The following is a 19,260-nucleotide window of genomic DNA, read 5'->3' on the forward strand; positions in this document are numbered from 1 at the left end:
ATATGAGGATAATTTGAACCAGCTGGTCGAATTATTTCAACGGCAGGTGCAGCAAGGCTGCATCAACGCCCAGTGTCTGGAGGGCCGCTGCCGCCTGCTGACGCAGCGCTGCGACTAGCGCTTTGCGCCCGCTCACTCCCGCCTGCTGGGCCAGTTCGCTCAGGGCTGTGGGTGTGGCTACCGCCGCGGCCAGCAGCGGTACAGAGGCTGAACTGGCCTGCACCAGACGCTGCAACACCGGCAGGCTTGCTTCCAGTGGCCGCTGCGCCCAGGCAAAACCCGCCGCCAGACGAATATCCTGCGCGGTCAATCCGTCGTCAGTAACCTGATCAAACTGCAGTTCCAGTGCGATATGCTGGCGCAACAGCGGCCAGTCTCGCGCCAGCTGTTCTGCCGCGCGGTGCTGCAATGCCTCACCCGCAGCAGAACAGGGCAACATGGCCATCGCCGCGTAGCAGCCGCTGCTGGCTTCGCGCTGGCTACCAATCCGCACCAGGCTAAAGCCACAGGCGCGCCAGAACGCCCAGAGAGATTCAGTGTAGCCAAAGCTGACGGAGAGGTAGTCATATCCGACGGCCGCACTGGCCGCTGCCGCAACCAGCTGCTGTCCGGTTCCCAGACGACGCCGCTCCGCCGCCACGGCAATACGGCTGATGCGCAGCGAGCGCAATGTCGCCGCCTCAGCCAGACCGGCGTGGGCTGCCAGCGACTGCGCCACCAGATTCCCGCGAGGTCGCCGGGTGCCCGCCCAGACCGCCTGTGCCAGAGCAGGTTCAAGACCGCCCTCTTCCACCAGCCAGAGCGCGCCCTGTAACGCCGGCGCATCGCCAGCCTGCCACAACTGCATACCGGGTGCATCCAGCAGACGGCGCAGATCAAGCGGCGAGGTACGATAGTGCGCACTGGTCAGCAGACGATACGCGGCCTCCAGCGCGCTGAAATCGTGGCGCTCAACACGATGAGGCGTTACAGGATAATCGGGGGCGGTCGCGGCGGCATCCTCAAACAGCAGCGCCTGGTTCAGCCACTGCTCCAGCGGGTCGAAACGCGACCAGCGCAGCGGCTCATCGAGCGTAAAATAGTGTGCATCAGGAAGCCCGGCGCAGAATTTAAGGATAAACCCGCGCCCGCTTCCTTCGTAGCCCTGTACGGTGGTGGTGAGCAATACGCGGGGATATCGACTGACCAGCGCCTGCAGCAGCGGTGCCGGGATCGCCGCCGCTTCATCCACAATCAGCCATTCCGCCTGCGGCGGCGTCTCCAGCGCCAGCAGCGCATCGGGTGCCATAAAGTGAAAAGCGTCAGCGGCGAAGTTGCTCAGTACCTCCGTTGAGGCTTTGGCCGGAGCCGTCACCAGACAATGTCCGTTCAATTGTGCCAGCATGCCCGCCAGCGCCGATTTACCGCGTCCACGGGGCGCGGTCAGCACGGCAACTCCCGATGGCAGCCTCATCAACTGATCGAGTATCGCCTGCTGCTGCTGCGGTGCCTGACAGTGCCACTGCGGCCAGTCCGGCTGCGCCGGAAACCGGCATGGCTGATGCTGCCGCTCCAGCAGCACCTGGTCATCCGCTAATATCAGCTGTTGCAGGTGGTGAACAAAATAAGGGGTGGCGATGGGTTCAGCGACATCGGCCCAGCGCAGGCTGTCGCTGTCAGGCTGCTGCGCCCACTGTTCCCAGGGCGGCACCAGCAGTAACAGCCAGCTACCGGCGGTGAGCGTGCCAGCCAGCGCAGCGAAAGCGTCGGCATGAAAGCCCTGACGGGCGTCAAACAGAGCATGACGAAATTCACGGCCAAGCAGCGTGCGCACCGCAGCAGGCTGTTTGTGCAGGACCGGCGTTTTATACTGACCCGGCCCTTTATCCGAAGCAGAGAACAGCGGTTCCGGGCTCAACGCCAGCCAGTCGCCGGTCAGCGTTTCACGCCACGCCGCAGCCCGTAGTAAACACCAGGCCGGGTCGCCGCTGATCACCGCCAGACGACGCACACCGGCCTGCTGCATAAGCTGCGTAAGAGGCTGCAGACTCATTAGTTGCTGGCGAAGGTGTTGCACTGTCCTGGATTGCCACCATCAAACCCGCGCTTGAACCAGGTGTAGCGCTGCTCAGACGTGCCGTGGGTGAAGCTGTCCGGCACTACGCGGCCCTGACCTTTCTGCTGCAGGCGGTCGTCGCCAATTGCCTCGGCGGCATTCAGCGCTTCCTGCAGATCGCCCGCTTCAAGGATATTTTCCTGCTGCATATAGTGTCCCCAGACACCGGCAAAACAGTCCGCCTGCAGTTCCATTTTGACGGAGAGCTGATTAATCTGCGTCTGGCTGGCACCCTGCTGCATTTCACGCACTTTCGGTTCAATACCCAGTAGTTTCTGGACATGGTGGCCAACTTCATGCGCGACGACGTAGCCCTGGGCGAAGTCACCGTCCGCGCCAAGTTTGGTTTTCATCTCGTCATAAAAAGAGAGGTCGATGTAGACGGTCTGATCGGCAGGACAGTAGAACGGCCCCATGACTGACTGTCCGGTACCACAGCCAGTGCGGGTTGCGCCGCGATACATCACCAGCTTCGGTGCCACATACTGTTTGTTCATCTGCTGGAACAGTTTGCCCCAGGTGTCTTCCGTGGTGGCCAGGATCACCTTCGTAAATTTCGCAGCCTCATCATCATTGGCGCTGACGCTGCGCTGTTGCTGCTGGCTGGTCGGTGCAACTTCGCCGCCTGTCAGCAGTGCGGTCAGGTCGTAACCGTAATAACCCGCGATGGCCACGACAATCAGCAGCACAATACCGCCTTTACCGCGCGGCAGACGAATCTGGCGGCCTCCGCCGCCTAAACCGGACGATTGATCGCGACGGTCTTCTACATTGTCGCTTTCGCGACGCCCTTGCCAGCGCATGCTGTATTCCCTCAGTCATTTTTTCAGATGGCATGATTTTAGTTGTGTGAGGCAGCAATCACCAGCTTTACCCTGAAATGAAAAAAGGAGAGCCGGGGCTCTCCTTTTTCTTTCTGCGCGGCAGGCAAACTCAGTCGAGCTTCACGCCCAGCCGCTGTGCAACCGCTTCATAGGCTTCCACCACGCCGCCGAGGCTCTGGCGGAAACGGTCTTTATCCATTTTATCCAGCGTCTCTTTGTCCCACAGGCGCGCACCGTCTGGCGAAAACTCATCGCCCAGCGTCACTTCGCCGTTAAACAGACCAAACTCCAGTTTGAAGTCGACCAGAATCAGACCCGCATCGTCGAACAGTTTGCTCAGCACCTCGTTGGCTTTAAAGGTCAGCTCCTGCATCCGCGCCAGGTTCTGTTTGCTGACCCAGCCAAAGGTTTCGCAGTAGGATTCATTGACCATCGGGTCATGCTTTGCATCATCTTTCAGGAAAAGATCAAACAGCGGCGGATTGAGCACAATGCCCTCTTCCACGCCCAGACGTTTTACCAGCGAGCCTGCGGCGCGGTTACGTACCACGCACTCTACCGGCACCATCTCCAGCTTCTTCACCAGCGCTTCAGTATCTGACAGCAGCGCTTCCATCTGGGTCGGGATACCCGCTTCCTGCAATTTAGTCATGATAAAATGGTTAAACTTGTTGTTAACCATTCCCTTGCGATCAAATTGCTCGATTCGGGCGCCATCACCTGCTGACGTATCGTTGCGGAATTCGAGTATCAGCAGATCCGGGTTATCGGTGCTGTATACGGTTTTCGCTTTACCGCGATACAACTCAGCTCGCTTTTGCATCTTGTTCACTCCAGACTTGAAATAACGGGTGTTCAGCGGCCAGTGCCGCTGCGGCGATTGCCTTGACGCAATCGTTTACTTCGCCGCGCGCTATTATGCCAAAAACAAAATAAAAAGGCCGGAGAATCTCCGGCCTGGGGCAACTTTATTTGTTCAGCGCCGCCTGGAACACGGCCACCAGCGCATCGTTCTGCGACTGGGTCAGCACATGCCCTTTCGGGTCGATGAATTGCAGACTGGTGCGGTTGTCGAGATCGCCGACCTGCACTTTGTAATCACCGTTTGGTAATTCCGGATCTTTCGCACCGACTGAATCCCAGTCGCTGCTGCTCAGTGACTTGTAGGTCACCTTCATGCTGCCGGTTGAGCGGGTCGTGTCGGTCACTTCCATCCCGACGCGTTTCATTGCATCAGGCAGACGCTGCCATGCCACGTTGTATGGCGTACGCAGGATCAGCAGTGGCAGGCCGGTATCATCTGCACCGCTCTGCACATCAATGGCCCCATTCACCCGACCAGAGGCCGCGTTTTCACTCGCCGTATCAATCTTGTCCATACCGGTGCTGATGTCATTCAGCATCTGCGCGGTGTAACGCTGGATCTGCACAGGTGAGGTAATGGTTTTACCATCCTGCTGCAGCTCCAGCAGACGAACGGTTAACTGCTGCTGATAGCTCTGCGACTGCACGCTGATCTGGTAGCGACCACGATACTGCTGATCTTCATCAGCACGGTTCCACTGCACCCAGTCCGTCGTCAGCTGCTGGCCTGCGTCATTACGTGAGGCAATCGGGAATTTGTATGACTGCACCACGTTGACGACCTGCGACCAGACTGAGCCGCGGCTGTTATCAATCATCAGCGCGCCGGTATTGTTGCTGAACTGTGCGCGGGTGCCGTTCATCAGCGCCAGCGGCTGGGCTGGCGGACGGATGTCGAGCTGCTTGCCGGTGGGTGCCTGACTGGTCGTGCGCGGCACGTCGAAATCACCACGCTGCACCGGCAGGATCATTCCGGCAGGCGCTTTCAGTTCATTTAACTGACTGGCTTCAAGATAAGATTCGTCACCGCTGACCTGGCGCTTATAACGCTGATCGCTTGAACAGGCCGACAACAGCATCAGGGTAGAAAGCCCCACCACTGTGGCTACTGTTGACCGCTTTACTGAGTAATTCATTCAAACTCCCTAAATTATCGCAAACCCGCTTTCACCAGCGCCTGCTCCACTTTCGGCTGGCCGGCTGCAGTCAGTGGCGTCATTGGCAGACGCAGCGTGTCGTTAGCGATTAATCCTAGCTGTTTCGCAGCCCATTTCACCGGGATAGGATTGGGTTCACAGAAAAGCGTCTGGTGCAGATGCATCAGACGCTGATTCAGGCGGCGTGCCTCGACGAAATTGCCCTGCTGTGCGAGTTGACACAGTTCGACCATTTCGCGCGCAGCCACGTTGGCCGTCACCGAAATAACGCCTTTGCCGCCCAGTTGCATAAAGTCCAGCGCAGTCGCGTCATCGCCACTCACCAGAATGAAATCTTCATTAACCAGCTCTTGGATCTGACTAACCCGCGATAAGTTCCCGGTTGCCTCTTTGATTCCGATAATATTTTTGATTTCGGCCAGGCGGGCAACGGTTTCCGGCAGCATGTCACAACCGGTACGCGAAGGAACGTTATACAGCATCTGTGGCAGGCTGGTGCTATTCGCAATCGCTTTAAAGTGCTGGAACAGCCCTTCCTGCGTCGGACGGTTGTAATATGGGGTCACGGTCAGGCAACCCACAACGCCGGAATTTTCAAAACGCTTAGTCAGAGAGATGCCTTCAGCGGTGGCGTTTGCCCCGGTTCCGGCAATCACCGGAATACGGCCATCGGCCAGCTCCAGGGTCAGCATCACCACATCACCATGTTCTTCATGGCTCAGGGTAGCAGATTCGCCTGTGGTGCCGACGGAAACGATCGCCGCGGTGCCGCTGGCGACGTGATAATCAATCAGTTTTTTCAGACTCGACCGGCAGACATTACCGCTGTCATCCATTGGCGTAACGAGTGCAACAATACTTCCCGTAAACATTGGCGATCCCCTCGACAAACAAGTGCTTCATGGTACGTTTTACACTTAGGGAAAAGCAAGCCAGCCACGCCATTCCCGCGCTTGTCAGCAGTTTTTTTTATGTTTACCTTATGGTTATTAGCGAAAGCAGAGGAAAAGCCATTTTGCCGCAATCTCAGCCCCATCATCTGGTGATCACCGCGCTCGGTGTTGACCGTCCGGGTATCGTCAACACCATTACCCGACACGTCAGCAGCTGCGGTTGCAATATTGAAGATAGCCGTCTTGCCATGCTTGGGGATGAGTTCACCTTTATCATGCTGCTGTCGGGCAGCTGGAACGCGATCACACTGATTGAATCGACCCTGCCACTGAAAGGGGCAGAGCTGGAACTGCTGATCGTCATGAAGCGCACCAATGCCCGGCTCCGTCCGCCGATGCCCGACACCGCGTTCATTCAGGTTGAGGTGGCTGATTCGCCGCATATTATTGAACGCTTTACCGATCTTATCGATAAGCATCAGATGAATGTGGCCGAACTGGTGTCGCGCATTACACCAGCGCAACACAATTTGCCCCCTACGCTCTATATTCAAATGACCGCTCACAGTCCGACGCGAACCAGTGGCACCCCGTTTGAGCAGGCGTTTAATACCCTGTGTCAGGAGCTGAATGCTCAGGGAACGCTGCGCCTTTACAGTGTGTCAGATGCCGACAGCAGCGAATCTGTCAGCGCGGTACGCTAAGCTTTGGTCAATTAACCGGAGTTATTTCTCCACATTACTGCCACTGAAAGGTGACCGGCTATGTGGTGAAATACCCCCTGATGGTAATTTTCCCTCTGGCCGTTTCTGACCGGATGGTGTATTACCCACAGCCTGAATAAGAAAATGGAGAGATGTAATGAATCCACTGAAAGCCGGAGATACTGCACCCGCATTTAGCCTGCCCGATCAGGACGGCGAACACGTGAATCTGACCGACTTCCAGGGACAGCGCGTTCTGGTGTACTTTTACCCGAAAGCGATGACACCAGGCTGCACCGTGCAGGCGTGCGGTCTGCGTGACAACATGGATGAGTTGAAAAAAGCGGGCGTGGAAGTGCTGGGCATCAGCACCGACAAACCGGAAAAACTGTCAAAGTTTGTCGAAAAAGAGCTGCTGAACTTTACCCTGCTCTCCGATGAAAACCATGAAGTCTGCCAGGCGTTTGGCGTCTGGGGTGAAAAAACGTTTATGGGGAAAACCTATGACGGCATTCATCGCATCAGCTTCCTGATAGATGCCGAGGGCAGGATCGAAAAAGTGTTTGATAACTTCAAGACCTCGAATCACCACGACATGGTGCTGGATTACGTCAAGTCAGCCTGATGTTGAGGGGCGCGGTAGCCTTAACGCCGCGCCCTGCTTAGCTGCCTCTTCCCCGCCCGTTTTTATCCTGCCGTTGCGAAACACTGTGAGTTAACGCGATTACGCGGCGGCCACGATAACGCAGTTGCGCCCGGCATTTTTCGCTTCATAGAGCGCCGCATCCGCCTGTTTTAAACTGCCTTCCAGCCCGACATCCTGCGAACCATTCCATGCCGCGACGCCGATAGACAAGGTAATGCGACCCACGTCGGTGAGCCAGGCTTCTGCAATGCCCAGTCGCACGCGCTCGGCGATAATCTGCGCCTCATCCAGCGCCGTTCCCGGCAGCAGCATCAGAAACTCCTCTCCGCCGTTGCGGCACACCACATCAGACTGACGGGCGCTGGCACGCAGCGTGCTCGCCACCTGCTGAATCACCCGGTCGCCCACATCGTGGCCCCAGCTATCGTTGACGTTTTTAAAGTGATCGATATCCAGCGCCAGCACCGAGAAAGGCTGACGTAGCGTGCGGTAGTACTCCAGTACCGCATTAAGACCACGCCGATTCAGCAACTGAGTCAGGGGGTCGGTCTGGGCTTCCGAACTCAGACGACCGATTTTGTCCTGCACCAGTCCGATGCCGGTGAGTAGCGCGCGCTTGACCTGCGCCGCCTCAAAATACCAGGCACTGATGCCGCCAATCTCTTTTGATACGCCCTGCGCATCCATACGGCTGGCTTTGCGGGCCAGCTGGAACAGTGGTCGGGCAATCAGCCGTGCCAGCCCTAACGCAACCAGCAGGGTCAGCAGTGCGAACGGCACCGAGTTTTTCAGGACTTTCATTAACAGGCCTGAAAGCGGGTTCAGCGTGACGTTAATCGGCTTCAGCGCTACCACCGTCCAGCCGGTGGTCGGGACGACGGCATAGCCCGCCAGCTGCGTCGACTCACCTGCACCCGCAAGCATCAGCGAGCCATTGGTCTGCTCGTCACGCGGACTGACGATGGCGGGCAGAACTTTACCAATCAGCTGACGATTCTGGTGATACAACACCTCATTATTACTGTCGAGCACATAGACCGTGGTGCCATCACGGTAGAATTGTTCACCCAGTAGCGCATTCAGAATGCTTTTTTTCTTCAGATAGATCGTGCCGCCGATGTAGCCCAGATAGTCGCCATCGGGACTCCAGATTGGCCAGGAGACAAACACCAGCAGATTATTGGCTGCAGAAAGGGTCGGTTTACTGATGATCGGCTGCCGCAGCGTCAGTGCTTCGCGGGAGGCGTCGCTGGTGACACGCATCCCTTTCAGCGTCAGGGATTCGGGCGAGATCGCTTTGATCGCGCCCTGCTCATCCACCACGGCCACCGAGTTGAAACTGGTAGTCTGCTCACGCAGACGATTGACTTCGCTATTCAGCAGTCCTTCATTATTAAAGTCACGGCTTAGCTGATTGGCGCTGTAGTGCAACTGTGACTGCGCCAGCTGAAAAAAGATTTCACTGGTTGAGGCCAGCTTGGCGGCATAGGCCCGGTTAGCCTCAAGCGTGGTGTCAATCAGCACCTGGCGCTGCACCCGCCAGGTGGCGTAGAGCGTATTCGCGAGCGTGATAACAATGCTGACAATCACCAGCAGGGCGATCAGATTGCGCAAGTCGGCCTTGGGCCGAAAGAGCTTTAACATGGCGTCGCCGCCCCGGAGAAGAGTGTCATGTCGTGAATGCCTGATTATTTTTTTAATGTGTGCCAGAAGCCCTGATAGCCGGGCTTAAGTCTACACTGTGTCGGCATTTTTGAGCAGCATTAAGACAAATATCACCCCGCTTAATACAGATTTAGCTGGCACTAATCGATTAACCCCTGACTATCGTAAAATGGCCAGGGTCCCGAAAAGTGGCCAATCGCGCACTGATGCGTGACCATTCCCTGCACTGGCTGCCAGCAATGGAGCAAAAAGCCGGGCGGCTCCAGAATAAAGTGAGCCGGCCCCTCCGGATGCAGATCCAGAGCCACCTGATGCGACACGCCGGGTGCGACACAGGCCAGGGTTCCGGCAAAGCGGGTCTGCAGGCTGCGATGCAGATGACCACAAAGCACCCGCTCAACCTGCGGATGGCGGACAATGATCGCCTCAAGTGCCTCAGGATGGCGTAACCGTTGCCGATCCATATGCGCAATGCCACAGGCAAAAGGGGGATGATGCAGCATCACCAGCGTGGGCTGATCCGCGGCCTCGCGCAGTGCCTGATCCAGCCATTGCAACTGCTGCTCATCCACCTCCCCCCACGGCTGTTGCGGTACGCTGGAGTCCAGGGCCAGCAGCCTGACGCCGCCCACGCTAAGCTGCCAGTTCAGGGTCGGCCCCGCTTGCAGGTAGGTGTGATCCGGGAAGGCAGCACGCAGTGCCTCGCGATCGTCGTGATTGCCCGCCATCAGATAAAAGGGCAACTGGAGGCGCTGCAGGGCTTCGCGCAGCGTCTGATACTCTTCCGGCCTGCCAAAATCGACCAGGTCGCCGGTAATCACCACCACATCGGGGCGCGGCTGCAGCGCGTTAAGGGTATCGATAACCTGCAGTAAAGCGGCATGGGTATCGACCTGTTTATAAGAGAGACGACCAAAGGCCTTGATATGCAGATCGCTGATTTGAGCGATGACCGTGGGTTGAACAGACACAACAGACTCCTTAGCAACTAAATTCCAGCGCGGCCTGGCGGGTCAGCGACCAACTGATGCGCTGTCCCGCCTGCCAGATTTCGCGGGCATGACGCTCGACCTGAATGGGGTTATCCAGCCCGATATCGATCAGTAAGCGCTGCGAGGCGCCAAGAAACGTACTGCCCACCACCACACCGCGCTGGGCATAGCGGGTGTCGTCGGCCAGCAACACATCTTCCGGGCGGCAAAAACGCAGGGGATGACCGTCGGGATCGTGCGCAATGCAGTTTATGGCGCCCACAAAATCCGCCACAAAGCGGGAGGCCGGGCGCTGATAAATTCCCTGCGGAGTATCGAGCTGCACCAGACGGCCCTGCTCCATCACCGCGATGCGATCGCCCAGCGCCATCGCTTCCTGCTGATCGTGGGTGACGTAAACCGCAGTGATCGCCAGCCGCTTGAGCAGCGCGCCGATCTCCAGCCGCAGCCGATCGCGCAGCCTGGCGTCAAGCGCCGCCAGCGGCTCATCGAACAACAGAACTTTAGGCCGGGCAGCCAGCGCACGTGCCAGCGCCACCCGCTGCTTCTGCCCGCCGGACAATTTATCAATCGCCCGGTGGGACAGATGTGTCAGGTCAACCAGTGCCAGCATCTCCGCGACCCGCGCATCACGCTCGGCACGTGCCACGCCCTGTACCTTCAGACCATAGGCGACGTTCTGCGCCACGTTGAGCGTCGGGAACAGCGCGTAGTTCTGAAACACCATGCCAACGTTGCGCTTCTCAATCGGCAGCGCGGTGACGTTACGCTTGTCAAACCAGATCTCTCCCGGAGGATCGCTGCTATCCAGACCGCTGATAATACGCAGCAGCGTGGTTTTGCCACAGCCTGACGGCCCCAGCAATACCAGTGTTTCACCGGCGTGAATCTGCAGGTCGAGCGGATGCAGCGCGACCTGCTGATTAAAGCGACGCGAGCAGTGGCGCAGCGTCACGTTGACGGCCTCATTCATACGGTTTCCTCTCTCTGCTGCCGCGAAGATTGCCGTTCCAGCCAGTGATTACAGGCGTTGAGCAACAGCAGCAGCGGTAAAATCATCATAATAAAGATCAGGGTATAGGCGGACCCGACTTCCAGCCGCATCGAGGTGTAGCTGTCGGCCAGACCGACCGGCAGGGTTTTGGTCAGTGGCGTGTGCAGCATCCAGGTAATGTTGAACTCCCCCACCGACAGGGTGATCACCATAAATGCGCCCGCCAGAATGCCGTTGCGGCAGTTCGGGACGACCACGGTAAAGAAGCGGCGCCAGAAGCCCGCCCCCAGGCTGGCGGCGGCTTCTTCAAGGCGCGGCAGATCAATGGCCTGCATCACCGACAGCACCGGTCGGATCATAAAGGGCAAGGTAAAGAGCACATGGCCGATCAGGATGAAGAGCCAGCTGTCGCGCAACGCGCTGAACTGACCATAGAGCAGAATGATGCCCAGAGCGGTGGCGAGGCCCGGCAATGCGACTGGCAGCATCAGGCACTCCTCAATGCGGCTGGCCCAGCGTGACGGTGATTTCAGTAAGCCCCAGGCGGCCGGCACGCCAGCGATAACCGTCACCGCCAGACAACTCAGAGCGATCAGCAGCGACAGCCAGAAGGTGTCGGCATACATCTGCCACACCTGTTCCACCCACTTCAGCGTCAGGCCGCTGCGCAGGCCAGTGAAATAGTTCTGCGTGACGCCCGCCAGCATCGAGAGCACAACCGGCACAATCATAAACAGCGCGGTGAGGCTGGTGATCACCACCTGCAGCCAGAACAGCCCCCGGCGTTTCATGCCTTCTCCTTACGGCGGGCAGCCAGTCCGTTCGCCAGCATCAGCGCCAGCCAGGCCACCGCCCCCATCACCACCGAAAGCGCCGCTGCGGTGGCAAAGTTGGCGTAATTAGTGAACTCACCATAAATGGTCAGCGGCAGCACCGCGAGCTCTGTGCCAAGGGTAAATGCGGTGCCAAAGGCGCCCATGCTGGTGGCGAAACAGAGCGCGCCGCAGGAGAGCAGCGCCGGTTTCAGCCCAGGAATGATGACGTCAATGATGATGCGCCACTGGCTGGCACCCAGCGATCGGGCGGCCTCTTCCAGCGAACGGTCCAGCTTTTCACTGGCTGCCACCAGCGTCACGATGGCGCGCGGCAGCGAAAAATAGAGATAGCCAATAAATAAACCGCTGAGCGAATAGGCAAGGACCCAGCGCTCATGAAACAGGCTGAGACTGAGTTGCGCCAGAACACCCTGACGCCCCGCCAGCATGACCATCAGAAACCCCACCACCACGCCCGGAAAGGCCAGCGGAAAGGTCAGCAGCGCCAGCAGCGTGCCTCGCCCGGTAAAGCGCTGCCGTGCCAGAAAGCAGCCCACCACCGCAGCTATCAGCAGCGTCACCAGCGTGACCGCTGCCGAGAGCAGCACGGTATTCAGCAGGCTTTGCAGATATTGCGGCTGGCTGATTACCGTCCAGTAGCCGCTGTGGTGAGTTGTACGATCTTCCGTCATACCGATCTGCAACAGACGAGCAAACGGCAACAGCCAGAAGGCAGCAAAGAACAGCAGCGCAGGCAGCAGCATCCACGGCCAGTTTGCCCCCAGCGGCCGAAGGCGGTGGCGAACTGAGTCGCCAGCAGCAAACGGATTGATCTCTGAGAGTGACATCAGCGGATCTCGCTCAGATAACGGGCGGAGAAGCTCTTCTGCGCGTCGGCCATCTGCTGATAATCCACCGTGTGAGCGCGCGCATAGTCGCTGTCAGGCAGAAAATATTTCTTCGCTTCGGGTGACATCGCCCCCGCCCGGACCGGACGCAGCCAGGCATTAGCCCAGATCGCCTGACCGGCATCTGACAGCACGAAATCGATCACTTTCTTACCGTTGGCCGGATGCGGCGCATTTTTCACCAGGCTGATGACGTAAGGCACCGTGACCGTCCCCTCGCTGGGGATCACAAATTCCACATTGGCGTGATCTTTGTAGCGGGCGCGATAGGCGTTGAAGTCGTAGTCGATCAGAATCGGGATTTCGCCTGAAATCAGCCGGGCATAGGCGGTCTGCTTAGGCACAATCGGCTGGTTGCGTTGCAGCGCTTTGAACCAGTTGATGGCCGGGGTGAAGTCATGAAGACTGCCGCCTTTCGCCTGGTTCACCGCGACGGCTGCAACGTAGCCCACAAAGGCGCTGGCCGGATCAAGATAACCCACCATGCCTTTATATTCCGGCTTCAGCAGATCATCCCAGGAACGCGGCACCGGCGCGCCACCCAGCGCATCAACATTGACCATAAAACCCATGGTACCGGAGTGCAGCGCTACCCACTTGCCAGCAGGATCTTTCATGCCTGCCGGGATCTGATCCCAGTTTGCCGGTTTGTAAGCGCTGACCACGTCTGCACTGACTGCCTGAATGCCGAAGCTGACGCCGTAATAGACCACGTCGGCGACCGGATTGCTTTTCTCGGCGACCAGCTGCGCCAGCGCCTGACCCGAATTTTTATTGTCCTGCGGCACATGAATGCCCGTCGTTTTTTCGATCGCCTGGAGCTGTGTCGCCCAATCGGCCCACTCTGGCGGGCAGTTGTAGCAGATAGCATTTTCAGCCGCCTGCGCCCACGATGAGGCAAGCGTGCATCCGGCCAGCAGCGCAGCGCTGGCGATAGGTTTGAAGTTAACGGTGAGTGACATGATGTTCCCCTGAAAAAGAGCCATGAAATGCCGGGGCGACACTCTCCCCGAAACGTAAATGATGTGCCAGCAGATGGGTTTTACCGCCGACGGGATTCAGAAGCAGGTCAATAGCGCGCGCGCCCATTAGCGCAATCGGCTGCACCACGCTGGCCAGTGAAGGTGAAAGCTGTTCGCCCAGCTCAATGCCATCGAAGCCGACCACGGAGAGCTGATTCGGAACGCTGACGCCGGCACGCGCAGCGGCGCCCAGCAGGCTGATAGCCAGCAGATCGTTACTGCAAATCACCGCCGTCAGCGGCGAAGGTGAATTAATCAGCGGCAGCAACGGATGGAAATCGGACTGGATATGGCTGGGCATCTCAATCATCGCCTGCGGCGTCAGACCGGCCTGCTGCATGGCATCGCAGTAGCCAAGGTAGCGCAGACGGGCGCGGTCAGATTGCTGCATAGGGCCCGCAGCCATCACGATGTGGCGGTGGCCCAGTGACACCAGATGGGCGGTCGCTTCGGCAATGGCTTTGCGGTTATCTACGCACAGCGCGGGCCATTCGTGCTGTTGCGGTACGTTGTGGGTCAGCACGAAGGGCATCTTCGCCGCCGCCAGTGTCGGCAGCAGCGCACTGCTGTCGGCATCTGCCACCGTCAGTACCAGACCGGCGACACGCTGGTGCAGCATATGTTCGACAATGGCCGCTTCCCGCTCAGCCTGATAATCACTGGTTGCTACCAGCAGCCCATATCCCGCCAGACGAGCCTGCTGCTCCATCGCCTGTAATTGCATGGCAAAAACCGGATTGAGCAGCGAAGGCAACAGGACGCCAAGCGTGGTGGAGTGCTGGGTGCGGAGCTGACGGGCAATATGATTCGGGCGGAAACCGATCTGTTCCGAGGCGGCAAGCACCTTTTGCAGCGTGCCCGGTTTTAGCAGATGAGGGTCAGAAAAGGCGCGCGCAGCGGTTGCGCGGGAGACCCCTGCCAGTCTGGCTACGCTGATTAAATCGGTCATGACTGCCTCGTGTATTGTCGATGAGATCGATCTCATTGCGACAACACTAGCGGCGTTCTATGACAGGGGCATCGCAGCAATTTGACGGGCAGGTGACAGCGGCAGTGACGCCGCTGTGAGGGAATTAAAGCATCAGGAAGGCGTAACCGCTGTTTTCCAGGGTCGCAACGGTTGTGCCGCTGGAGATGGTATGAGTGACCATCGGGTCGATCCAGTTGCGCTCAAGCTGATGAAACGCCACTGACTGATCGCAGATAGTGACCTGGACGCCCGCTTTTTTCAGCTCGCTGATCAGCTTCAGGTTCGGGTTATCGACGCCGTAGGCTTTGCTGAACTGGTCATTATTCAGCGCTGATGAAACCGCGTCGCCGTTAATTGACACCACAAATTTCAGCTGGTCGAGTGGCACACCTGCCGCATAATAGAGGTTGGTGACGCGCGCTACGCGCTCCAGACCAAGATTCGGCTTACGAATATCCCCTTCACTGCGGTTGATCTGGAATACTATTTTATTACTCAGGCCCGCTGTCGTGCCGGGTTTAAATGCAGGCGTATCGACATAATGTATTTTTCCGTAGCCTTCAATCGCTGGCGTACTCCAGAAATCAGCAGGTTCGGATTTATTATCCGCCATTTTTCCGCTGACCTTATCGAATAATTCCGGCAACTGTAAAACATTGCCTCCGATAAATCCCGCTACGGCTGCCATCACCACTAAAGCTGCTGGACGCATTAACTCTTCTCCCGATCGTTTAAAACATTAATTACATTGCCAGCCACGCGTATCCCTGGTTTTGCAGGGTTGATACGGTGGTCGGACTGGAAAGCGCATGGACTACAGATTTATCAATCCAGTTATTGGGATAGTGATGGAATGCCACGGACTGATCGCAGACCGAGACTTTCACTCCCGCCTGATTCAGCTCATTAATCAGCTTCAGGTTTGGATTTTCGATGCCATAAAACTTTTTAAAATGGGCGTTATCCAGCATGGCGGGCGTCGCATCGCCGGTGACCGAAACGACAAACTTCAGCTGATCGGCCGGAATGCCGGAGGCGATATATAAATTCACCACGCGCGCCACACGCTCCAGTCCCAGATTGGGCGCGGTCATCGCGCCATCGCTTCGGGTAATCTGGAAAACAATTTTATTGCTCAGGCCAGCCACCGGTTTAAACGCGGCGTCGGGCTCATAATGAATTTTGCCGTAACCTTCAATCGCTGGTGTGCTCCAGAATCCCGGGGCTTCCTGTGGCTCGGTTGCAAAATGGCGTGTCACTTTGTCATAAATCTCGCCACTCTGTGTGACAGCCGCGCCAACGACTCCGCCAATAATGGCGATTAACGCGTATGAAACAACTGAACGCATAACACTTCTCTCCGGCAAATAATGGCTGGCAGATTCAGGACTGAATCAGGTCGGCTATCTATATCACAGCGCAGGCATAATTCTCGCCTGCGTAAATTCAGGTCAGCGCGCGGCTGATAACCGCTGAAATTATTCACCTTCCGTATTAATCGAAAAGTTTCATTATGAGGAAAAAAAGGTCTTAATCAGAATGGACCTGACTCTTTGTGCTCTTTTCACTTCCTGTGACATTAACAGCAATAAATAACAGCCAGGCGTAGCTGGAATAAGCAGGATAAAGGCGGGAGCTACGATTTAATTTATCAATGGCGAAGAGGAGATTCACGGCTCAGAGAGGGCTATTTTTTCAGAGTAGACCTGGAAAAACTCATGCCATAGTCAGTTTTTTTGAGTGAATTTACATAACTTTAAAAAAATCCGCTCACAGGCTAAATCTGCGCGGCAGCAGATTCTGCTTTATTCTGCCGAAGCGCATTGGGAATAAATGAATAAGGCGTTACTTAACCGCTCACAAACCCGGCGATACTCCGCCGGTTTTTATTCGTTTAACCGCGGTTTAAGTTGGCAGGATGTTCAGTTTTTTTCGTCAAAATGGGCGATCTTGCACAAATCACGTCGGTCGTTTGCCAGAAAACGACATTTCATTCTTTTGATGCTCTGGTTAAGATAGTCACGAACCGTCGTTATCTGCGAAAAATGGAACATTCCCGCTGCGCACCTGTCCATTTTCAGGGCCTCTCTACAGGATTAAGGCATGTTGAACCGGTTAAAGAAAACGCTGATCGCCGCGCTCCTTCCGACGCTCATTTTCACTACTCTGTCACCTGCTTATGCCGATGTCAGTGATTCACTTCCCGATATTGGCACTACGGCCGGTTCGACGCTGTCGATTAATCAGGAACTGCAGATGGGCGACTTTTATGTGCGCCAGCTGCGTGCCAGTGCGCCGCTGATCAACGATCCGCTGCTTAATCAGTATATTAATCAGCTGGGTCAGCGACTGGTGTCGCACGCCGACTCAGTGAAAACCCCGTTCCACTTCTTTCTGATTCAGAACGATGAGCTCAACGCCTTTGCCTTTTTTGGTGGCAACGTGGTGCTGCACTCAGCGCTGTTTCGCTATACCGAAAATGAAAGCCAGCTGGCGTCAGTAATGGCGCATGAGATCTCACACGTTACCCAGCGCCATCTGGCGCGCGCAATGGAAGATCAGAAGCGCAATGCGCCACTGACATGGGTCGGTGCGCTGGGCTCTATTCTGCTGGCGATGGCCAATCCGCAGGCGGGCATGGCAGCACTGACCGGCACCCTGGCGGGAACTCAGCAGGGGATAATCAGTTTTACCCAGGGTAATGAGCAGGAAGCTGACCGCATCGGAATTCAGGTACTGCAGCGCGCCGGGTTTGATCCCCAGGCGATGCCGAACTTTTTACAGAAGCTGGCCGATCAGAGCCGCTTCTCCTCGAAGCCTCCTGAAATTCTGCTGACGCATCCCCTGCCCGACAGCCGTCTGGCGGATGCCCGCAACCGCGCTAACCAGATGCGGCCGGTGGTGGTGCAATCTACAGAAGATTTCTATCTGGCAAAGGTGCGTTCACTGGGCATGTACTCCACCGGGCGTAATCAGCTCACCGACGAACTGCTGAGCCAGTATGCCAGCGGCAATTCTCGTGAGCAGCTGGCGTCACAATATGGCAAAGCCATACAGTTTTTGCAGGCGAAAAGTTTTGCCGATGCGAAGCGGATTATGACGCCGTTGCTGGCGAAACAGCCGAATAACGTCTGGTTCCTGGATCTTATGTCAGACATCGATATCGGCCTGAATCAGCCACAACAGGCGATCGCCCTGCTCAGCGCCGCCACCAGTGCAAAAAACAGCCCGGTGGTGCAGCTCAACCTGGCCAATGCCTACGTTGAAGCGAAACAGTATGCCAATGCCAGCCGCATTCTGAATCGCTACACCTGGGCTAATAAAGATGATCCCAACGGCTGGGATTTGCTGGCCCAGGCGTCTGCACAGCAGGGACTGAATGATGAAGAGTTATCGGCGCGGGCAGAGAGTCTGGCGCTGAATGGCCAGCTCGATCAGGCGATCACCGCGCTTGGCAGCGCCAGCGCACAGGTGCCGCTCGGCAGCCTGAAACAGGCGCGCTACGATGCCCGTATCGATCAGCTGCGCCAGTTACAACAGCGCTTTAAGCAATATCAGAAAGGCTGAGCATTCACGCTGCGAATAAAGGAGAGTCTGAGATGGTGACGATTTACCACAACCCGCGCTGCAGCAAGAGCCGCGAGACGCTGGCACTGCTGAACGCCCGCGGGATAGAGCCGGACGTGGTGCTCTATCTGCAAACGCCGCCCGATAGCGAGACGCTGCAAATCCTGTTACAGAAACTGGGAATGCAGAGTGCACAGCAGTTGATGCGGACTAAAGAGGCGATCTATAGCGAACTGGCACTCAGCGACAAAAGCGAAAGTGCACTGCTGGATGCGCTGGTGGAACATCCGGTGCTGATTGAAAGGCCGATAGTGATCAATGGCGACAAGGCGCGGATCGGACGTCCGCCCGAAGCGGTGCTCGACCTGTTTTAAAGGCCGAGTGTCTCTTTCACAAACGGAATGGTGAGTTTACGCTGGGCGCTGATCGAGGCGCGATCAAGCCGATCCAGCGTATCAAACAGGGTGCGCATTTCACGATCCAGTCGCTTCAGCAGGAAGCGCCCCACATCTTCCGGCAGCTCAAATCCGCGTAACCCGGCGCGCAGTTGCAGCGCCTGTAATTTATCTTCGTCGGAGAGAGGCTGCAGGCGATAGATCTGCCCCCAGTCCAGCCGCGAGGCGAGATCGGGCAGTTGCAGATTAAGCTGGCGTGGTGGACGATCGCCGGTAATAAACAGGCGCGTATTGCCGGTTTCCAGAATACGGTTATAGAGATCGAAGATCGCCATTTCCCATTCAGGCTCGCCTGCAATGCACTCGATGTTATCGATGCAGACCAGTGACAGCTGCTCCATCCCTTCCAGTACTTCCGGTACAAACCAGGTTCGTTTATCCAGCGGAACGTAACCGACCGCTTCGCTGCGCGCTGACATCTCGGCGCACGCGGCGTGCAGCAAATGGCTCCGCCCTCCGCCTTCGCGTGACCAGAAGTAGAGATAGCTGCCATGTTGTTGGTTGAGAGCGCCTTTCAGCGCGGCAATCAGCGACGGGTTTTCCCCCGGCCAGAAGCTGGAGAAGGTTTCATCGTCAGGTAAATAGAGTGGCAATGACAATTGTGCCGGCGTGTTCAGAAGCACCTCAGCAAGAGAACAAGCAAAAAATCGGGGGAAGTCTAACACAGTTTTCAGAAAGAGATGAATGGG

At 57.0% G+C, this 19,260-nt stretch carries 19 protein-coding genes; 4 read left to right on the forward strand and 15 right to left on the reverse strand.

Annotated elements, in window-relative coordinates; all coding sequences use genetic code 11:
• Positions 1 to 31: 31 nt before the first annotated feature.
• The 5 genes from ACK13D_RS14180 to dapA all read right to left on the reverse strand — a co-directional run bounded on the left by ACK13D_RS14180 (position 32) and on the right by dapA (position 5,812).
• Positions 32 to 2,032, reverse strand: coding sequence for a tRNA(Met) cytidine acetyltransferase TmcA (locus ACK13D_RS14180; protein ID WP_418796677.1), 2,001 nt, complete (start codon positions 2,030 to 2,032; stop codon positions 32 to 34).
• Positions 2,032 to 2,898 (reverse strand): KPN_02809 family neutral zinc metallopeptidase, encoded by an 867-nt coding sequence (gene ypfJ, locus ACK13D_RS14185; RefSeq protein WP_050679724.1) that lies wholly within the window; start codon positions 2,896 to 2,898, stop codon positions 2,032 to 2,034. Before ypfJ ends, ACK13D_RS14180 begins: the two co-directional genes overlap by 1 nt.
• A 130-nt stretch (positions 2,899 to 3,028) precedes the next feature.
• On the reverse strand, positions 3,029 to 3,742 hold the full coding sequence (gene purC / locus ACK13D_RS14190) for a phosphoribosylaminoimidazolesuccinocarboxamide synthase (RefSeq protein ID WP_010260002.1): 714 nt from the start codon (positions 3,740 to 3,742) through the stop codon (positions 3,029 to 3,031).
• Positions 3,743 to 3,887: 145 nt separating this feature from the next.
• Positions 3,888 to 4,919, reverse strand: a complete 1,032-nt coding sequence (gene bamC, locus ACK13D_RS14195; protein WP_010260005.1) for an outer membrane protein assembly factor BamC — start codon at positions 4,917 to 4,919, stop codon at positions 3,888 to 3,890.
• Between the two features lie 14 nt (positions 4,920 to 4,933).
• On the reverse strand, positions 4,934 to 5,812 hold the full coding sequence (gene dapA, locus ACK13D_RS14200; protein ID WP_010260008.1) for a 4-hydroxy-tetrahydrodipicolinate synthase: 879 nt from the start codon (positions 5,810 to 5,812) through the stop codon (positions 4,934 to 4,936).
• Positions 5,813 to 5,955: 143 nt separating this feature from the next.
• Between dapA and ACK13D_RS14205 the strand changes: the two genes are divergently transcribed.
• Entirely contained in the window at positions 5,956 to 6,537 is a 582-nt protein-coding gene (locus tag ACK13D_RS14205; RefSeq protein ID WP_010260011.1) for a glycine cleavage system transcriptional repressor, read from the forward strand.
• Positions 6,538 to 6,694: 157 nt separating this feature from the next.
• A complete protein-coding gene (bcp, locus tag ACK13D_RS14210; RefSeq protein ID WP_010260016.1) occupies positions 6,695 to 7,162 on the forward strand; it encodes a thioredoxin-dependent thiol peroxidase in 468 nt (155 codons plus the stop codon).
• 99 nt (positions 7,163 to 7,261) lie between these two features.
• On the opposite strand, the gene ACK13D_RS14215 is transcribed toward bcp, so the two are convergent.
• From ACK13D_RS14215 to ACK13D_RS14255, 9 genes are all read right to left on the reverse strand, one after another.
• Positions 7,262 to 8,827 (reverse strand): sensor domain-containing diguanylate cyclase, encoded by a 1,566-nt coding sequence (locus tag ACK13D_RS14215; RefSeq protein ID WP_010260020.1) that lies wholly within the window; start codon positions 8,825 to 8,827, stop codon positions 7,262 to 7,264.
• Between the two features lie 161 nt (positions 8,828 to 8,988).
• Positions 8,989 to 9,819 (reverse strand): phosphodiesterase, encoded by an 831-nt coding sequence (locus ACK13D_RS14220; protein WP_022624147.1) that lies wholly within the window; start codon positions 9,817 to 9,819, stop codon positions 8,989 to 8,991.
• A gap of 10 nt (positions 9,820 to 9,829) precedes the next feature.
• Positions 9,830 to 10,813, reverse strand: a complete 984-nt coding sequence (locus tag ACK13D_RS14225) for an ABC transporter ATP-binding protein (protein WP_418796680.1) — start codon at positions 10,811 to 10,813, stop codon at positions 9,830 to 9,832.
• Complete coding sequence (locus ACK13D_RS14230) at positions 10,810 to 11,625, reverse strand: ABC transporter permease (RefSeq protein WP_022624145.1); 816 nt, start codon at positions 11,623 to 11,625, stop codon at positions 10,810 to 10,812. The genes ACK13D_RS14225 and ACK13D_RS14230 overlap by 4 nt, the downstream gene beginning before the upstream one ends.
• Positions 11,622 to 12,497 (reverse strand): ABC transporter permease, encoded by an 876-nt coding sequence (locus ACK13D_RS14235; RefSeq protein ID WP_050482729.1) that lies wholly within the window; start codon positions 12,495 to 12,497, stop codon positions 11,622 to 11,624. The genes ACK13D_RS14230 and ACK13D_RS14235 overlap by 4 nt, the downstream gene beginning before the upstream one ends.
• Entirely contained in the window at positions 12,497 to 13,519 is a 1,023-nt protein-coding gene (locus tag ACK13D_RS14240; protein ID WP_033769710.1) for an ABC transporter substrate-binding protein, read from the reverse strand. Before ACK13D_RS14240 ends, ACK13D_RS14235 begins: the two co-directional genes overlap by 1 nt.
• Positions 13,503 to 14,528 (reverse strand): substrate-binding domain-containing protein, encoded by a 1,026-nt coding sequence (locus tag ACK13D_RS14245; protein WP_022624142.1) that lies wholly within the window; start codon positions 14,526 to 14,528, stop codon positions 13,503 to 13,505. The genes ACK13D_RS14240 and ACK13D_RS14245 overlap by 17 nt, the downstream gene beginning before the upstream one ends.
• Before the next feature lie 124 nt (positions 14,529 to 14,652).
• Entirely contained in the window at positions 14,653 to 15,261 is a 609-nt protein-coding gene (locus ACK13D_RS14250) for a DsrE family protein (protein ID WP_010671341.1), read from the reverse strand.
• 31 nt (positions 15,262 to 15,292) lie between these two features.
• Positions 15,293 to 15,898 (reverse strand): DsrE family protein, encoded by a 606-nt coding sequence (locus ACK13D_RS14255; RefSeq protein WP_010671340.1) that lies wholly within the window; start codon positions 15,896 to 15,898, stop codon positions 15,293 to 15,295.
• Positions 15,899 to 16,652: 754 nt separating this feature from the next.
• Here ACK13D_RS14255 and ACK13D_RS14260 point away from each other — a divergent pair.
• Positions 16,653 to 18,116: a beta-barrel assembly-enhancing protease gene (locus ACK13D_RS14260; RefSeq protein WP_010260049.1), complete on the forward strand. Its 1,464-nt coding sequence runs from the start codon at positions 16,653 to 16,655 to the stop codon at positions 18,114 to 18,116.
• A 32-nt stretch (positions 18,117 to 18,148) separates the two neighbouring features.
• Positions 18,149 to 18,490, forward strand: a complete 342-nt coding sequence (gene arsC, locus ACK13D_RS14265; RefSeq protein WP_158131452.1) for an arsenate reductase (glutaredoxin) — start codon at positions 18,149 to 18,151, stop codon at positions 18,488 to 18,490.
• On the opposite strand, the gene hda is transcribed toward arsC, so the two are convergent.
• Positions 18,487 to 19,188: a DnaA inactivator Hda gene (hda, locus tag ACK13D_RS14270; RefSeq protein ID WP_195719715.1), complete on the reverse strand. Its 702-nt coding sequence runs from the start codon at positions 19,186 to 19,188 to the stop codon at positions 18,487 to 18,489. The two genes, arsC and hda, sit on opposite strands and share 4 nt — an antisense overlap.
• Positions 19,189 to 19,260: the final 72 nt, after the last annotated feature.

Source organism: Pantoea sp. K16 (genome assembly GCF_048452805.1).
Lineage (GTDB): Bacteria > Pseudomonadota > Gammaproteobacteria > Enterobacterales > Enterobacteriaceae > Pantoea > Pantoea agglomerans.